This window comes from Acidovorax sp. GW101-11A03, from assembly GCF_059424825.1.
In genome coordinates this window covers 168,881-183,485 of record NZ_JBWKZU010000001.1, presented here as the reverse complement: position 1 = coordinate 183,485, position 14,605 = coordinate 168,881, and the positions used below count along the sequence as shown (strand labels likewise).

Below are 14,605 nucleotides of genomic sequence, written 5' to 3'. Positions count from 1 at the left end.
CAAACATGCCAAACCCGCGCACCCTGCCCTCCGAGCCGGCGGTGGAACACTTTGCCGCCCAGGTCGTGCCGCGTGCGCAGGCCGGAAAGCCGCGCGGCCTGTCGTATGTGGACTCGCTCACGCCCGAGCTGTTTGTGCCCACCGCAGCGCGCCCGGTGCGCGCCAAGCTGCGCTGGCTGGCCGCCGACACGCAGGTGATGCCGCACAGCCACCCCTGGGCGCAGGTGGCGATTTCGACCACGGGTGTGATCCGGCTCACGGTGAACCACGGCACCTACATCGTGCCGCCTTCGCGCGCGCTGTGGATTCCGCCCGGCGTGGAGCATGCGGTGACCATGGTGGAAGACGCCGACCTGCGCACGCTGTACTTTCACCAGCCCCGGGGGCGCTGCGGCCCCGGCGTGCCACGCGACCAGGAAGACGCCTGGCGCCAGTGCCGCGTGCTGGAGGTGTCCGACCTGCTGCGCGCCCTGGTGCGCGAGATGCCCACCGCACCCGATGGTGGCCCCGCGATCAGCCCCGCCGACCTGCGGCGTGAACAGCATTTGAGCGCCCTGGTCAGGGGCGAACTGGCCCGCGCCGCCGCCGTGAAGCTGGGCGTGGACCTGCCCCAGGACAAGCGCCTGCGCCACCTGTGCGAGGCCGTGCTGGCCGACCCCACGCGCCACGAGACCCTGGCCGACTGGGCGCAGGACACGGGCGCCAGCCCCCGCACCGTGGCGCGGCTGTTCCGCTCCGAACTGGGCAGCACCTTCACCCAGTGGCGCCAGCAGGTCATTTTGGCCAAGGCCGTGTCGCTGGCCGCCGGGCGCATGCCCATGGGCCAGATCGCCGCCGAGCTGGGCTATAGCGCGAGCGCCTTCAGCGCCATGGTGCGCAAGTCGGTGGGGCAGCCACCGGGGCGGTTTCTGGGGCAGCAGCACCCGGGGCCGGCGCCATAACCTGGGCAAAGCGTGCCGACGCCGATACGATGCGTTGAGCATGACGAACCACCGCAACCCACGCCCCCATCTTTCAGCTCTGCTGGCCGCACTGGGGTGCGCAGCGGCTTCGCTGGCCCACGCCGCGCCACTGGACGTGACGCCCGACACGCTGATCGAGCGCGCCAACCTCCTGCGCGACGCACGCGAGCGCCCCTGGGACCCTGACAGCGGCCGACTGGGAAACTTGCGGCACGTGCACATCATCGCCAACGACTGCACGGTGCGCGTGGTGTCCGGCGCGGAGAACCGGCTGTTCCTGGGCAGTGGCACCTTTCGGGCAGCCGACAGCACCTACAGCGGGGACCGCCAGCGCACTGCCAGGCTGCGGCCGTACGACGTGACGATCAGCGCCGCGCAGGGCGCGTCGGCCATCCCGCGCGTGGGCGCTGACAACGCGGCCGTGTGCTTCACGCTGCAGCTGGCCACGGCCCACGAACTGTTGCTGCGCGGGGACAACCTCAAAGTGCTGTTTGACCGGGTGGACTTGCCGGTGCTGCGCATGTACGTCAACCCCAGCCATGGCGTGAAGCTGTGGTTTCACGACGTGCGCCTGGGCCTGCTGAGCGTGAGCTCGAACGCATCGGTCGTGGCGGGTGGCACGGGCCAGGCGCAGTGGCTGCAGCTGGCCAGCGCGCAAAGAAACACAGCGCTGCTGTTCCACGACATGGACGTGCGCCACGCGGGCGTGACCGCCACCACCACACGGGTACGGTTTTCCATCCGCATTGGCGCAGACACAGACGCAGGCTACTACCAACCGGCCAGCGCGCCGGGCAAGATCGCACTGGAATATCCGATCTGGATCGACGGCCCCGTCAGCGCGCTCAAAATGCCTGCGGGCCGCGTGAACCCCATGACCCTGACCAGCGCCCTGCGCGATGAAACCCGCGCGCTGCAGCAGGACGTGATGGGCCTTGCGGGCAGTCGGCCGGTGCTGCCAGCGCCTGACCCGGGCTCTGCGCCACCCCCAGGGGCGCAGGCTGCCAGCGGTGAGCCCGTCTCGCCGCGCCAGCGGGTCAGCAATGTGCTGCAGCCGCTGCTGCCCAGCGGCATGACCCTGGGCAAGATCGACCTGTGGAAGGACGGCGCAGCGCTGGAGGGCCGAGCGCCCGATGACGCGGCCGTGCGCCAGTGGGTGCAGGTGCTGGAGCGCTCGGGCGAGGTGCGCAACCCGCAGGTGGCCTGGGTCCGGCGCGAGGGTGAGCAGGTGGCCTACCGCGTGCTCGTCAACTTTCTGTGCGCGGCGCCGGGCGAGCGCAGCGTGTGCCTGCCAGCCACGGGCAGCGCCTACACCCAACAGCAGGTGGAAGACGCTCTGCGCCCGGTGCTGGGTAACGGGGTGACCCTGACCAAGCTGGTGCTGCGCGACGGCAAGCGCGGCCAGCTTGTCGAGCTGGAGGGAGGCGGCAGCGAGGCAGAGGTCCGCGCGGCGCTGGAGCGCGTGCGCCAGCAGATACCCTGGTTGACGGCGTCGAGCTATGGCATTGGCCAGGGCTCGTTCTCTGCCCTGCTGCGCATGGTGTGTGTGGTGCCTCCGCCCGCCACCCCCGGCATTTGCGCTGCGCCCAGCCCGCCCCGCTGAGCCAAGGGACGGTGCTTCAGCACTCCAACAACCCCTCTCCGCGCATCCAATAAGCTTGAACAGCTATTAAAAAGTGAGCGTTTTGATACCCCCGTGACCGCAGCGTGCTGCGTCTGCCGCTAAGGTGCTGGCTGTCTGCTCCTGCCCGCAAAGCCCCATGACCACCCCACAGCCCCCGCGCACCTTCCACAGCTACGAACCCCGCCTGGGCCATGGCCTGCCGCACGACCCGTTCAACGCCATCGTGGGGCCGCGCCCCATCGGCTGGATTTCCACACAGAACGCCACAGGCACCACCAACCTGGCGCCCTACAGCTTCTTCAACGCGTTCAACTACGTGCCGCCCATCGTGGGATTTGCCAGCATCGGCTTCAAAGACACAGTGCGCAACGTGCAGGCCACGGGCGAGTTTGTGTGGAACCTGGCCACGCGCGACCTGGCCGAGCAGATGAACCAGAGCTGCGCCGCTGTGCCCCCCGAAGTGAGCGAGTTCGACCTGACCGGCCTCACCCCCCTGCCCTCCACCCGCGTGCGCCCCCCGCGTGTGGCCGAAAGCCCGGTCACCTTTGAATGCCGCAGCACGCAGAGCCTGCAGCTGCAGGGGGTGGATGGCGCGCAGGTGGACACCTGGCTGGTGCTGGGCGAGGTGGTGGCTGTGCACATCGACACCACCCTGCTGAAAAACGGCGTGTACGACACCGCCAACGCTGGCCACATCCTGCGCGGCGGCGGCCCGGCCGATTACTTCACGGTGGGGCCGGAGCAGTTGTTCAGGATGTTCCGGCCGCGCTAGGAGCCTGCTGCTGCTCTCGCAACAGTCGCAACGGCGCACACAGCCCGGCGGCCGGTTGACGGGCCCATTGCTCGGTCCAGACCCACACCTGCTGCACGCCGTCCACGCCCGATGCGGGGCCCTGCAGGCCGTGGTCGGCACCCTCCATGCGCCGCGCGCAATAGGGCGCGGTGCGCAAGGCCGCCAGCGCTTCAAACTGCGTGTAGGCCACGGCGGGCACCAGTGCGTCGTCGCCCCCCCACACCTGCAGCAGCGGCCAGGGGCTGCGCAGCAGGGGCAGGGTCAGGGGCCAGTTCCACAGGTCGCGCCAGTAGCCCAGGCTGCGTCCCTGCACCACCACGCTGTCGTGCGGAGCACCCGCCACGATCTGCGCCAGCGCGGCCCAGTCGCCCTCCACCCCCAGGCGGCGTGCCTGCAGAGCCCCGGCCTCTTGCGGGTCCAGCCCGCTGGAGCCGATGAGCACCAGGCCGGCGAGCTGTGGCACCTCGGGCGCCAGCGCGGGCAGCAGTTCGGCCCCTTCCGAGATGCCCACCAGCAGCTGCGGCAGCGCGGGCTGCCCCTGGCGTTGCAGGGCATCGGCACGCAGGGCCGCACGGGCGTGCGCGAGCCAGGTGGAATGCCGGTCGCGCGACACAAAACTGTGCGGGCAGTCGGCGGGGGCGGTGCGGTCGCCAGGGCTCACCCCGGGCTTGTGCAGTACCAACACCTGGGCGTGCAGCAGTCCGGCAAAGTAGCGGTCGGCAAACGATCCCAGGCCCGCACAGCCAGAGCCGGGCACCACAATCACCCGGTAGCGCAGGGGCGGCACCCGTTCGCTGCGCTGCAGGGCTTGCAGCACTACGCCGCGCTCGCCGGGCAAAACCAGGGGCTCAAAGCGGCCCGAAGGGGCCGCGTGCGGAGGCTCGGCCAGCACCGGAGACAGCGGCGAGTCCGTGGGCTGGGCCGCAACCGCCCCGAAGGCAGCGGCCAGAACCGCCCCTGTGGCCCACCGCCGTGCGCCCAACAAAAAGGCCAGCACGCGGCTGGCCTGGCGCGATGGGGGTACAGCGACGAAGCAGTGCGCCACGGCGTATCACCCCCAAAGAGCTGTGTTTACTTGAGGATCAGCACCTGCTCGGGCTGCTGGGGCTGCGGCACGGGCATAGGCTGGCCGCCTTGCTGGTACACCGGCGGAGGACGCACGCCGCGCGCCAGGTTGGCGTCGGTGTAGCCCAGCTGTCCGGCGAGCTGGTGGTACACGTCCTGCGCCAGCGACAGCGAGGTCTCGCGCATCACCTTGGCGCGGTTGGGCGGGGCAATGTCACCACGGACCGACAGGATCTTGGTGTCGTTGCCTTCGCCCTGGGCGGAGAACGCAGCCTTGATCTCGTAGGTCTTGGTGTTGATGAGCGAGAAGTCGGCCAGCAGCTGCAGGCCGTACTGGCGCGTGGCGCTGGTCGTGCCCTGCAGGGGCGAGAGCGCGTCGGTGAAGTCGATGCTGGACACCACGCCGAACAGCACGTAGTCGGCGCCGTTGAACTCGCCCTTCTTGATGCGGCTGATCACATCGGCCACCTGGGGCTGCGCCTGCGGTGTGGCCATCTTGCCGCCCTGCACCTGGTTGAGCACCTGCTCGGCCTTGCTGGGCTGGGGCTTGCCCGCGTCAAAGCCCTTGCCCTGCACCAGCTTGAAGTAGGTGCCCTGCAGGATCGCGCCCTTGATGTCGTTGGTGTAGCCACCCAGCTCGCGCTGCTCGATGTAGCTGTAGCGCCCGGCCACATAGGTGCCGCTGGCCTGCTCGGAGGCCTGCATCGAGTGGCTGCCCGAGTGCGAGCCGCCGCCGCCATAGGGGCCGTGGCTGTAGCCGCCGCTGTGGCTGCCGCCCGCGCTCATCTGGCTGCTGCGCTGGTAGGTGCCGGCCAGGAAGTATTCGGACACGCGCTGGGCGTAGGCCAGGTCGGTCACGGCGATCTTGGGCGCCGCGCCGGGCTGCTGCGCCTGCGCGCCCGTGCCCCAGGCCAGCGTGGTGGCCGCGATCACGGCCAGGGCCGTGTGGAGGGTGATTCTGCGTTGCATGGTGTGCTCCTTGTGAGCTAACGGAAAGTCATGAATTCATCGAGCGATGTGGCCTCAGCACCAACATCCTTCGAAACTGGCACGGCCCAGGCCAGCGGCCGTCGTGCAAGGGCCGCCCCGCCGCACTGGCGGCGTCCCCCTTCCCGCGCGCAGCGCGAGAGAAAGGGGGATGCGGCGCAGCCGCTCAGGGGGTTATCTCTTGCTTGTCTTGCGGATCTCTTTCTCGTCCTGCCACTCGATCGTGCCTTCCTGCACATCAAACAGCTTCAGCGTGAACTTGTAGTACACGTCTTTGGTGGTGTTGTTCTGCTTGACGATGCTGGTCAGCTCGCCTTCCATGCTGTACTTGGCGGCGGTCATCTGACCGACCTTGGCGGTGGTGCCCTGCTTGTAGAGGCCACTCTGGTTCTGGCGCTGCAGCTCGTCCACACCGGCCTGCATCTCGTTGATGGAGCGCACAAAACGCACCTTGCCCGACTTGACCAGCGCGGTCTGGATGGAGTTCATCACGTTGGTGGTGTCGATGTACTCGCTGGTCTTGTTCTTCACCGTGGAAATGGTCACAGTGGGGCGGCCCTGGAAGATGCCGGTTTCGAGCAAGCCGCCGGTCATCTTCTCGGCAATCATCTGCAGGTCGGTGGAGCCGAACTCGTTGGTCACCAGCTCGACGGCCTTGGCGTCGCCGTAGTTGACCTGGCGGTCAAAACGCACGGTGGGGGACGACAGGTTCTGGCAGGCCGACAGGGCCAGGGTGCTGGCCGCAAAGGCCAGGATCAGCGCGCTGCGCTGGATGGGGTTCTTGGTGGTCATGGTTTTTTACTCCTCACTCAATCTTGGGGTCGGGCACCGGCGCTCAGCGCGGCTCCACATTCATTTCCAGGCGCAGGTCCACAGCAGCGCTCGTGGGCGCCACGCTTTTCACGGTCTGCTGGCCCAGGCCGAGCACACTCATCTGTTTCCAGGATTCGCCATCGCCCACCTGGTTGCCCACGTTGTCCAGCCACTTGAAGCGGTAGAAAACGGTGCGGTCGGTGCGGCCCATGTTGGCCATGTCGGCCTGCACAACGAGGATGTCGTTCTTGCGCACGATGCGCATCTCGCGCACGGCGATGCTGTTGGCTTCGCCGCGCAGGGCGACCTTGGCGGCTACGGCCAGCGGAGTGGCCGGGTCGTGCAGCTGGGCCTGGGCCGCGGAGGCCAGGGTCATCGCGAGGACGGCACACGCAGCGGCGGGTGCGGCGGCGGCAAGGGCAAAACGGGTTCTCATGCCAGAGGCTCCTTGAAAATGGGACATGTTCGGTTTCAGTTCTTGGCGGCCGGCGCGGTGGACGTGGACTTGACCGCTGCCTTGGGCACCACACGCGTGCGGCTGGTGGTAGTGGTTGTCGTCGTCGTGCGCACGGTGGCGGCGGGTTCGGCGGCGGCGGGCTGCGGTGCAGCGGCCACGGTGGGCAGTTGGCCCAGCATGGCCACGTCGCCGGTCAGCACGCTGTTGTCGTACATGCGCAGAGGCACCAGGGCGTACTGGCCGTCGATCTTGATGGGCTGGGGCAGCTGGCGGCCATTCACGCTCACCACATGCTCGCCGGGCGGCAGGTAGCCACGGGCCACGTACACACGGCCGGGCAGCATGCGCCACATGCGGTCGTCGGCCTGCTCGGTGGCCACCGAGGCGGCTGCGCCGATGAGGCCGCCGACCAGACCGCCGCGCTTTTGCAGCTCGTTCTGCAGCACGCCCTTGGCCACGGCGCGGGTGAAACCACGCAACACCATGCCGGGCATTTCGTCCTTCAGCGCGCGGCGGGCCATCACGTTCACGTCCACCACTTTTTCCAGCTTGAGGTCGGTGCCTGCGGCAGAGATGGTGGTCAGCAAGGCATCCTTGGACGGCTCGATCACGGGGTAGGAGATGCTGGCCGTGACCATGCCACGCCCCGTCGGCACGGGGATGGTGAAGGCCTTGGGCTTGCGCGCAGGGGCATCACCCGCCTCGACGATGAAGAGCACGTCGGTCATGCGCTGGCGGCGCTTCCAGGTGAAGCCGGTGCGGCTGTCCAGGCCACGCAGACCTTCTTCCAGCACGGGGGTGTCGGGCTTGAGCTCGATGGCCTTGCGGTAGCCGGGCGCGGCCAGGCCGGGCTCATTGAGCATTTCGTAGAGGAAGCCCGCCAGGTAGTGGCTCAGGGCGTTGGAGTAGCCGTTCTTGAGCGCCAGCACCTCGGGGTCGTTGAGCGTCTCGACAGGGTAGCCGTTCAGTTCCTTGCCACCCGACGTGGCGCCCTTGGACTTGGCTTCTTCTTCAGCGGCCAGGGTTTCCTTGGCGCGGAATTCGGCAATGATGGCTTCGCGCTCGTGCGTGCGCTTGATGTCCACGCGGGCATTCTCAAAGTCGCCCACGGCCATGCGGTTCAGGGCCAGGCGCGTGGTCACCCACACTTTTTCGTAGTCCTGGCCTTCGTAGACCTTCAGGCGTTCGCTGATCAGCGCAGCGCCCACGGTGCCCATGAGTTTGCTGGGGTTGGTCTTGGCGGTTTCTTCCCATTCCTTGACCTTGTTGTCGGCCAGCAGGAAGGCATTGGTGCTGTCAGGGTAGCGGCGGTCCATGCGCAGCAGCTCGCCGCGTTCCATGTTGTAGAGCAGCGCGGTTTTTTCTTCTTCGGTCTTGGCCGTGCTTTCCAGCTGGGCGATGGCGGCAGGAATGCCGCCACTGCGCCCAGCCGTCTGCATGTCGGTGGCCAGCTTGTCGTGGCTTTGCATGGTGGCGCAGCCGGTCAGGGCGGCGCTCAGCGTCAGCACCCACAGCAGACGGGGGCGGAAACGGGACAGGGGGGTGGTCATGGATGCTCCTTGCACGACGATCGGTTAGGCACCAGAAAAACCCCGGCGTGGCCCACGCGCCCTGCGGCTGCCGGGCCTGTTGGCCAGCAGCAAGGCAACACACCGTGTCTGCAGCGCTGCAGGGTGTGGCGTAGGAAAACCGGACAAGGAAGTTGCCGACAGCCCGCCTGCATCCCTCCCGATGCGCAGCGGCGCTCTGTGCGTCCCCCTCTGGCTGTGAGTTTCTTGGTTCTTGTGTATGGGGTTGTAGCCAGGGGCGCAATGTAGCAAAAGCTTGTATCTTTTCTGTAACCGTTCGGGGCCTCTGACACAGGCTGACACACAAAGCCGGGCGCGGTGCATGTCATGCCTCCACACGGTTCAGCGGCATGCGGTACAGCCACACCACCCGCCCACCGGGTGCGCGCAGCTGGGCGCTGGGCAACCAGCCGGGCACGGCGAACTCCAGGCTCACTAGCCAGGCGCCCGGGGCCAGCTCGGCCTGGGCCTTGGCGGCGGCGCGGGCCATGCTTTCGGGGCGCTGGAACAGATAGACCATGCGGTAAGGGCTCCAGTCGGCCTTCCACATGTCGGCGCGCCGCACCTGGGCCCAGGGGCACAGCGCAGCGCACGCCAGGCGCAGGGGCCAGCTCCACTCCAGCCCTTCGAGCTGGGCCGCAGGGTAGGCATGGCGCAGGGCCTTGAGGCCGTCGCCCAGGCCACAGCCCGCATCGAGCACACGCGCGCCCAGCGGCAGCGGTGCCTGCACGGCCAGGGCCTGCAGCGCGTGGCGCGGGGTGGGGAACAGCGGCGCATCGCGCCAGGCGTTGAGCGGGTAGACCAGCAACAGCAGCGCCAGCGGCACCAGCCACGCCCAGGTGGGCAGGCTGGCGGCGCCCAGCAGTGCCAGCGACAGCGGAAACCCTGCCGCAATCAACCCCCGCCGCCACCAGCTGCCGCCCAGCACACTGGCGGCCGTGCCCAGCAGGCAAGCGGCCACCAAGGCGCCCACGGGCGGCACGGCGGCGCGCTGCAGCGCGACAAAAACCAGCCACGCACCCGCCCACGCCATCAGCGCGGGCAAGGGCCAGGGCATGCGCAGGGCCAGCATGGGGTGTCTTTGCTTTCGGCTCAGCGCCCGAACAGGCCGCGCAGCAGGTTGACGGGATTCACCACCTCACCAGGGGTGCCCGCATCCGACGGCGCACCGCCCGAGGACTGGCCACTGTTGCCCATGCCACTCGAATACGCCCCGCCACCGGCGCCAGCGCCCGCCGGAGCCGTGGCGCCCATGCCCCCGCGCTGCCCCTGCATCTCTTCGCCCAGCATGGCCATGGTGTGCGACTTCACACGCACACGCACCGACCATTCAGGCTCCCACGCGGCCTTGGGGTCGGCCGGGCGGGGTGGGTGCACGATGTGGCTTTCGCCGCCATAGGCCATCATGCGCAGCATGGGCGTGGCATCGCGCCCGCCGCCCGCAAAGATGCCCTGGGGAATGGCGCACTGCGTGGTCTCGGGCTGCAGCAGCACACGCTCCTTGAGCCAGCGGTCGATGGTGGCGGGCGAGAGGTAGTCGAACAGGCCCATGCCCGTATCAGGCGTCTCGGCGCTGGACCACATGATGAGGTCGTCCCCGCTTTGCGACATGGCGTGCAGGTAATAGGCGCGCGCATTGCGCACGGGCTGCCAGCTGGTGCCCATGCTGTCCTGCGGCTTGCCGCTGGTGCGCAGGTCGATGGCGGGCATCAAGTCTTGCGCGGCCCCCAGCGTGAACTTCATGGACGCAGGCACGCCGTCGCCACGCACCTGGTGCTCGCCCACCACCGAGCTGTCCCGCGACAGGCTGACCTGGTTGCGTTCGTTGGGGTACAGCGCATAGGCCGGGCCCACACGCGGGCCCCGGTCGGGCACGGCGCGGCCTGCAAAGGCCTGGGCGTAGTCGGAGGGCTTGGCACGCGCCAGATCGATCACGCGGGGCTGGCCCGCACGCACCGCGCTACTGCAGCCCCAGTACAGCAGGATGCGGCCCTTGGGCTGGTGCTGCTGGTATTCCTGCGGCACGTCACCGGGCTCGGTCTGGGTGGGCTGCGCGCGGGGTGGGATCAGCGGCAGGGATTCGCCCATGCGCATGCCGGGCGGGATGGCCTGGCTGGCCTCCACGCCGGGGCGCAGGCTGTTGTGCAAGGCGATGTCGATGACGCGCGGCGGCATGATGGACATGGCGCGGGCATGGCCATAGGCCGTGTTGCCGCCACCCGCCCTGCCCTGCGCGCCGCCGCCCATACCGCCCATGAGGCCGCCGAGCATTCCGCCGCCGCCGGGCAGGCTGTCCATCTCGGGCATGCCCGCCATGGTGCCGGTGGACAGGTCCATCCACAGCTGGACCTTGGGGGGTTTGGTGTTCTGGGCCTGGGCGCCCAGGCTGGCGATGCTCAGGCCAACGGCCAGGCAGGCGGGGGTCAGGACAAAGCGCAAAGGAGTCATGGTGGTCTGTTCCAGGAGATACAGGAATCACCCGGCAAACCATCGTGGGCCGCAGCGCAGCGTCAGATCGCTGCCTGCCAAGGCCTTGCGGTCAACCCGGGTGTGTTGAACGCAGCGCAGTGTAGGCCCCGCACTGACGCATTTTGCCTGCGCAAGTTACGGCTGGAAACCGTTTCTGTGCGCTATTTCACGCATGTTTGCGCGGCGACAGCACCGCGCCCCGCCCCCGGCGGTGGATCAGCCGCGCAGGCGGTCGATCAGCCCGTTCAGGGCCTCCAGCGACCCGAACTGGATCGCCAGCTCGCCCATGTCTTCTACGCGGCCATGGCGCTTGACGCGTTTTTTGACGCGCACCTCGACCTCGGCCATGAGCAGGTCCGAGAGTTCTTCTTCCACCCGCCTCAGGTCGCGCGACTTTTCCTTCTTGGGCTTTTGCGGCACCAGGCTGAACTCGGCGCTGAGCTTTTTCACCAGCGCCTCGGCCTCGCGCACCGACAGCTTCTTGGCCGCGATCTGGTTGCCCGCCGTGATCTGCGCGGCGCGGTCCAGCGCCAGCAGCGCACGCGCGTGGCCCATGTCGATGTCGCCCGCCATGAGCATGGTCTGCACCGGCTCGGCCAGGTTCAAGAGGCGCAGCAGGTTGCTGGCGGCGCTGCGCGAGCGGCCCACGGCCTGCGCGGCCAGCTCGTGCGTGAGGCCGAATTCGCGCACCAGGCGCTGCAGGCCCTGGGCTTCTTCCAGCGGGTTCAGGTCTTCGCGCTGGATGTTTTCGATGAGCGCCATGGCGGCGGCCGACTCGTCCGGCACATCGCGCACCAGCACCGGCACCTCGGCCAGGCCCGCCAGGCGGGAGGCCCGAAAGCGCCGCTCGCCCGCAATGATTTCGTACTTGCCCGCGTGTTCACCCCCCGTGAGGCGCCGCACCAGGATGGGCTGCATGACGCCCTGGACCTTGATGGACTCGGCCAGCTCGTACAGCGCGCCCTCGTCCATGCGCGTGCGCGGCTGGTACACGCCGGGCACCAGTTCGCTCAGTGGCAGGCTGCTGGGCAGGCCCGCCTCGGCGGCCTGGGCCTGTTCCACTTTGTCTTCGACCTTGGGGCCCAGCAGGGCTTCGAGGCCTCGGCCGAGGCCCTTGGGTTTTTTGGTGACCATGCGATGTCTTCTTCTCGAAAAGGAATGGGGAGAGGGAAATCTTCAGCGGTCGATGATGACCAGCGTGCCGTGGCTGCCGGGCGCCACGGCGTGGGGCACGCCTGCAGGCACGATGAACACCTCGCCCGCGTGCACCTCGGTGACCTGGCCTTGCAGGGCGAGGCGCATGCAGCCGTCCAGCACCAGCAGCGCCTCGTCAAAGTCGTGCGATTCGTCGGGGTAGGCCGCGTCGTCCATGCGCAGCACCTTGAGGTTGGCGCCTGCGGCCTGGCCCACCACCGTGGAGTTCCAGGCGCGGGGCAGTTGGTCGGCGATGGCGGCGAGAGCGATTTTGGACATGGATGCGAAGCGGTACAGGGGGTTTTCAACGCGGCGCACGGCCCATGGCACGGCGCTTTTTTCGGCTGCGCCACAGACGCAGCCACACACCGAAAGCCACTGTGAGCAGCACCAGGGCCAGCATGAACTGCCCGAGCGCGCCCACCACCACCGCCCCGCTGGGCAGCAGCCAGGCCAGCACCAGCTGCAAGGCGTCGCCAAGCCAGTAGAAGTCAGCCGTGACCCGCCGAGGTGGAGGGACAGCATCGCCCGCCGTCACTGGCGGGCGCTTGCGCCAAAAAGCCCAGCGGCTCATGCCGGGGTGGCGAGCTGCATCAGCCAGCCCCGCCCCTCGTCCCAGTTGCCCAGCCCGGATTCGGCATTGATGTGCCCCCGCTCGCCATAGTCCACAAACCGCGCGCCCCAGGCCTGGGCCAGACTTTCGGCGCGCTCGAAGCTGCAGTACGGGTCGTTGCGGCTGCCCACCAGCACGGCCGGGAACGGCAGGGGCTGGCTCGCAATGGGCGCCCAGCCGTGGATCTGCGCCGCCAGGTCGGGCCGCTCCACATCGCCCGGCGCCACCAGCAGCGCGCCGCGCACCTTGGCCGCATGGCGGGTGTGCGCCGCCCACCAGGCGGTGAGGATGCAGCCCAGGCTGTGCGCCGCCAGCACCACGGGGCCATCGGCATCGGCCACGGTTTCTTCCAGGCGCGCAGACCAGTCGCCGCGCAGCGGGCGCATCCAGTCGTGCTGCTCCACGCGCTGGTCGCCGTGCTGGGCCTCCCAGCGGCTTTGCCAGTGGTCGGGGCCAGAGTTCTGCCAGCCGGGCAGCAGCAGGATGGTGGCGGGCTTCATTACTATCAATTTGATAGCTATCAGCGCTTTCCTATCAGGCGCCAGCAGCCATTTTTGCCATGGAAGCCGTTGCCGCCGGCATGGTTTTGACGCGCGCGACCATCTCCTCGGCAAACTCGACAAACGCCTGGCTGCCCTTGGCCAACGGGTCAAACACCACACCGGGCAGCCCGTAGCTGGGCGCCTCGGCCAGGCGCACGTTGCGCGGGATCACGCTGTTGAACACCTTGTCGCCAAAGTGGCCCTTGAGCTGGTCGCTCACCTGCTGCTGCAGCGTGATGCGCGGGTCGAACATCACGCGCAGCAGGCCGATGATCTGCAGGTCGGCATTCAGGTTGGCATGCACCTGCTTGATGGTGTTGACCAGATCGGTGAGCCCTTCGAGCGCAAAGTATTCGCACTGCATGGGCACGATCACGCCGTGGGCGCTGCACAGGCCGTTGAGGGTGAGCATCGACAGCGACGGAGGGCAGTCGATGAGCACGAAGTCGAAGTCAGTATCCGCCTCGGCCAGCGCGGCCTTGAGGCGCTTTTCGCGGTGCTCCAGCGTCACCAGCTCCACCTCGGCGCCCGCCAGTTCGCGGTTGGCGCCCAGCACCCAGTAGCCACATTTGTCCGACAGCACGGCCGCCTCTTTGACCGAGGCGGATTCGAGCAGCACGTCGTACACCGTGAGGTCGAGGCTGCGCTTGTCCACGCCCGAGCCCATGGTGGCGTTGCCCTGCGGGTCCAGGTCCACCATCAGCACGCGCTGGCCGATCTTGGCCAGGCCGGCGGCGAGGTTGACGGTGGTGGTGGTCTTGCCCACCCCACCCTTTTGATTGGCAACGCAAAAGATCTTGGCCATGTGGGTGCTGCAGTTCGTGTGGTGTTATTTGGAGATGGCCAGCTTGATGCCAAAGCCGATCAGGAAGACGCCCGCGATCTTTTCCAGCACGCGGCCGATGCGCGGGTTGGCGCGCATGCGCTCGGCCAGGTGGTGCGTGAGCAGCACGGCGACCAGGCCATAGAGAAACGTCAATGCCGCCACGGTGGCCGCCATCACGCCAAAGGTCAGCATGCCCTGGTGGCGCGCAGGATCGACAAACAGCGGGAAGAACGCCATGTAGAACACGATGGCCTTGGGGTTGAGCAAGGTGATGAGCCCGGCCTGCTTGAAGTAGTGGCGCGGCTCGATGTTCAGGATGGGCTGGGCGCCCGGCTTGGCCGTGACCATCTTGAAACCCAGCCACGCGAGGTAGGCCGCGCCCAGCCACTGCACGGCGTTGAAGGCCGCCGGGTAAGTGGCCAGCAGCGTGGCCACCCCAGCCACCGCCGCCCACATCAGCACCTGGTCGCCCGCAATCACGCCCATGGTGGCGGCCAAACCACCCCGGATGCCGCCCTTGCTGGTAGAGGTGATAAGCGCCAGATTGCCAGGGCCTGGGATGAGCAGAAACAACACGATGGCGGCGACAAAGGCGCCGTAGTCTGCGATGCCGAACATGGTTTCTCCTGGTGCGCGGGGAGGGTGCGGTCAAAAGATGCACCCGGGTGAGCAGCCGAGTTTACGCGAGCCCC

General features: G+C 68.2%; 16 protein-coding genes. 3 read left to right on the top strand and 13 right to left on the bottom strand.

Going from position 1 to position 14,605, the window contains the following annotated elements:
- Positions 1-5 precede the first annotated feature (5 nt).
- The 3 genes from AC07Z7_RS00825 (at position 6) to AC07Z7_RS00815 (ending at position 3,358) form a co-directional block, all read left to right on the top strand.
- Positions 6-941 (top strand): AraC family transcriptional regulator, encoded by a 936-nt coding sequence (locus AC07Z7_RS00825; RefSeq protein ID WP_494764996.1) that lies wholly within the window; start codon positions 6-8, stop codon positions 939-941.
- Positions 942-981: 40 nt separating this feature from the next.
- Positions 982-2,565 (top strand): hypothetical protein, encoded by a 1,584-nt coding sequence (locus AC07Z7_RS00820; protein WP_494764995.1) that lies wholly within the window; start codon positions 982-984, stop codon positions 2,563-2,565.
- A gap of 157 nt (positions 2,566-2,722) precedes the next feature.
- On the top strand, positions 2,723-3,358 hold the full coding sequence (locus AC07Z7_RS00815) for a flavin reductase family protein (protein WP_494764994.1): 636 nt from the start codon (positions 2,723-2,725) through the stop codon (positions 3,356-3,358).
- On the opposite strand, the gene AC07Z7_RS00810 is transcribed toward AC07Z7_RS00815, so the two are convergent.
- The 13 genes from AC07Z7_RS00810 to AC07Z7_RS00750 all read right to left on the bottom strand — a co-directional run bounded on the left by AC07Z7_RS00810 (position 3,336) and on the right by AC07Z7_RS00750 (position 14,531).
- Positions 3,336-4,424 (bottom strand): alpha/beta hydrolase, encoded by a 1,089-nt coding sequence (locus AC07Z7_RS00810; RefSeq protein ID WP_494764993.1) that lies wholly within the window; start codon positions 4,422-4,424, stop codon positions 3,336-3,338. The two genes, AC07Z7_RS00815 and AC07Z7_RS00810, sit on opposite strands and share 23 nt — an antisense overlap.
- 26 nt (positions 4,425-4,450) lie before the next feature.
- On the bottom strand, positions 4,451-5,413 hold the full coding sequence (locus tag AC07Z7_RS00805; protein ID WP_494764992.1) for a hypothetical protein: 963 nt from the start codon (positions 5,411-5,413) through the stop codon (positions 4,451-4,453).
- A gap of 192 nt (positions 5,414-5,605) precedes the next feature.
- The gene (lpoB, locus tag AC07Z7_RS00800) at positions 5,606-6,223 is read right to left on the bottom strand and encodes a penicillin-binding protein activator LpoB (protein ID WP_494764991.1); all 618 of its coding nucleotides are present in this window, start codon (positions 6,221-6,223) and stop codon (positions 5,606-5,608) included.
- A gap of 43 nt (positions 6,224-6,266) precedes the next feature.
- A complete protein-coding gene (locus tag AC07Z7_RS00795; RefSeq protein WP_094289959.1) occupies positions 6,267-6,680 on the bottom strand; it encodes a YcfL family putative periplasmic lipoprotein in 414 nt (137 codons plus the stop codon).
- Positions 6,681-6,715: 35 nt separating this feature from the next.
- Positions 6,716-8,251, bottom strand: coding sequence for a COG3014 family protein (locus AC07Z7_RS00790; protein ID WP_494764990.1), 1,536 nt, complete (start codon positions 8,249-8,251; stop codon positions 6,716-6,718).
- 343 nt (positions 8,252-8,594) lie between these two features.
- The gene (locus AC07Z7_RS00785) at positions 8,595-9,341 is read right to left on the bottom strand and encodes a class I SAM-dependent methyltransferase (RefSeq protein WP_252660074.1); all 747 of its coding nucleotides are present in this window, start codon (positions 9,339-9,341) and stop codon (positions 8,595-8,597) included.
- Positions 9,342-9,361: 20 nt separating this feature from the next.
- Positions 9,362-10,717, bottom strand: a complete 1,356-nt coding sequence (locus AC07Z7_RS00780; RefSeq protein WP_494764989.1) for a hypothetical protein — start codon at positions 10,715-10,717, stop codon at positions 9,362-9,364.
- 237 nt (positions 10,718-10,954) lie between these two features.
- Complete coding sequence (locus AC07Z7_RS00775; protein ID WP_494764988.1) at positions 10,955-11,872, bottom strand: ParB/RepB/Spo0J family partition protein; 918 nt, start codon at positions 11,870-11,872, stop codon at positions 10,955-10,957.
- A 42-nt stretch (positions 11,873-11,914) separates the two neighbouring features.
- The gene (locus AC07Z7_RS00770; RefSeq protein ID WP_345067576.1) at positions 11,915-12,211 is read right to left on the bottom strand and encodes a cupin domain-containing protein; all 297 of its coding nucleotides are present in this window, start codon (positions 12,209-12,211) and stop codon (positions 11,915-11,917) included.
- Between the two features lie 25 nt (positions 12,212-12,236).
- On the bottom strand, positions 12,237-12,506 hold the full coding sequence (locus AC07Z7_RS00765; RefSeq protein WP_494764987.1) for a hypothetical protein: 270 nt from the start codon (positions 12,504-12,506) through the stop codon (positions 12,237-12,239).
- The gene (locus tag AC07Z7_RS00760; protein ID WP_494764986.1) at positions 12,503-13,045 is read right to left on the bottom strand and encodes an RBBP9/YdeN family alpha/beta hydrolase; all 543 of its coding nucleotides are present in this window, start codon (positions 13,043-13,045) and stop codon (positions 12,503-12,505) included. Before AC07Z7_RS00760 ends, AC07Z7_RS00765 begins: the two co-directional genes overlap by 4 nt.
- A gap of 34 nt (positions 13,046-13,079) precedes the next feature.
- Positions 13,080-13,892, bottom strand: coding sequence for a ParA family protein (locus tag AC07Z7_RS00755; protein ID WP_494764985.1), 813 nt, complete (start codon positions 13,890-13,892; stop codon positions 13,080-13,082).
- Positions 13,893-13,916: 24 nt separating this feature from the next.
- The gene (locus AC07Z7_RS00750) at positions 13,917-14,531 is read right to left on the bottom strand and encodes a LysE family transporter (RefSeq protein WP_422848283.1); all 615 of its coding nucleotides are present in this window, start codon (positions 14,529-14,531) and stop codon (positions 13,917-13,919) included.
- Positions 14,532-14,605: the final 74 nt, after the last annotated feature.

Bases quoted from the DNA above. Each gene is read 5' to 3' on its own strand.
- AC07Z7_RS00825 (WP_494764996.1), top strand. From the start codon at position 6: ATGCCAAACCCGCGCACCCTGCCCTCCGAGCCGGCGGTGGAACACTTT.
- AC07Z7_RS00820 (WP_494764995.1), top strand. From the start codon at position 982: ATGACGAACCACCGCAACCCACGCCCCCATCTTTCAGCTCTGCTGGCC.
- AC07Z7_RS00815 (WP_494764994.1), top strand. From the start codon at position 2,723: ATGACCACCCCACAGCCCCCGCGCACCTTCCACAGCTACGAACCCCGC.
- AC07Z7_RS00805 (WP_494764992.1), bottom strand. From the start codon at position 5,413: ATGCAACGCAGAATCACCCTCCACACGGCCCTGGCCGTGATCGCGGCC.
- lpoB (WP_494764991.1), bottom strand. From the start codon at position 6,223: ATGACCACCAAGAACCCCATCCAGCGCAGCGCGCTGATCCTGGCCTTT.
- AC07Z7_RS00795 (WP_094289959.1), bottom strand. From the start codon at position 6,680: ATGAGAACCCGTTTTGCCCTTGCCGCCGCCGCACCCGCCGCTGCGTGT.
- AC07Z7_RS00790 (WP_494764990.1), bottom strand. From the start codon at position 8,251: ATGACCACCCCCCTGTCCCGTTTCCGCCCCCGTCTGCTGTGGGTGCTG.
- AC07Z7_RS00785 (WP_252660074.1), bottom strand. From the start codon at position 9,341: ATGCTGGCCCTGCGCATGCCCTGGCCCTTGCCCGCGCTGATGGCGTGG.
- AC07Z7_RS00780 (WP_494764989.1), bottom strand. From the start codon at position 10,717: ATGACTCCTTTGCGCTTTGTCCTGACCCCCGCCTGCCTGGCCGTTGGC.
- AC07Z7_RS00775 (WP_494764988.1), bottom strand. From the start codon at position 11,872: ATGGTCACCAAAAAACCCAAGGGCCTCGGCCGAGGCCTCGAAGCCCTG.
- AC07Z7_RS00770 (WP_345067576.1), bottom strand. From the start codon at position 12,211: ATGTCCAAAATCGCTCTCGCCGCCATCGCCGACCAACTGCCCCGCGCC.
- AC07Z7_RS00765 (WP_494764987.1), bottom strand. From the start codon at position 12,506: ATGAGCCGCTGGGCTTTTTGGCGCAAGCGCCCGCCAGTGACGGCGGGC.
- AC07Z7_RS00760 (WP_494764986.1), bottom strand. From the start codon at position 13,045: ATGAAGCCCGCCACCATCCTGCTGCTGCCCGGCTGGCAGAACTCTGGC.
- AC07Z7_RS00755 (WP_494764985.1), bottom strand. From the start codon at position 13,892: ATGGCCAAGATCTTTTGCGTTGCCAATCAAAAGGGTGGGGTGGGCAAG.
- AC07Z7_RS00750 (WP_422848283.1), bottom strand. From the start codon at position 14,531: ATGTTCGGCATCGCAGACTACGGCGCCTTTGTCGCCGCCATCGTGTTG.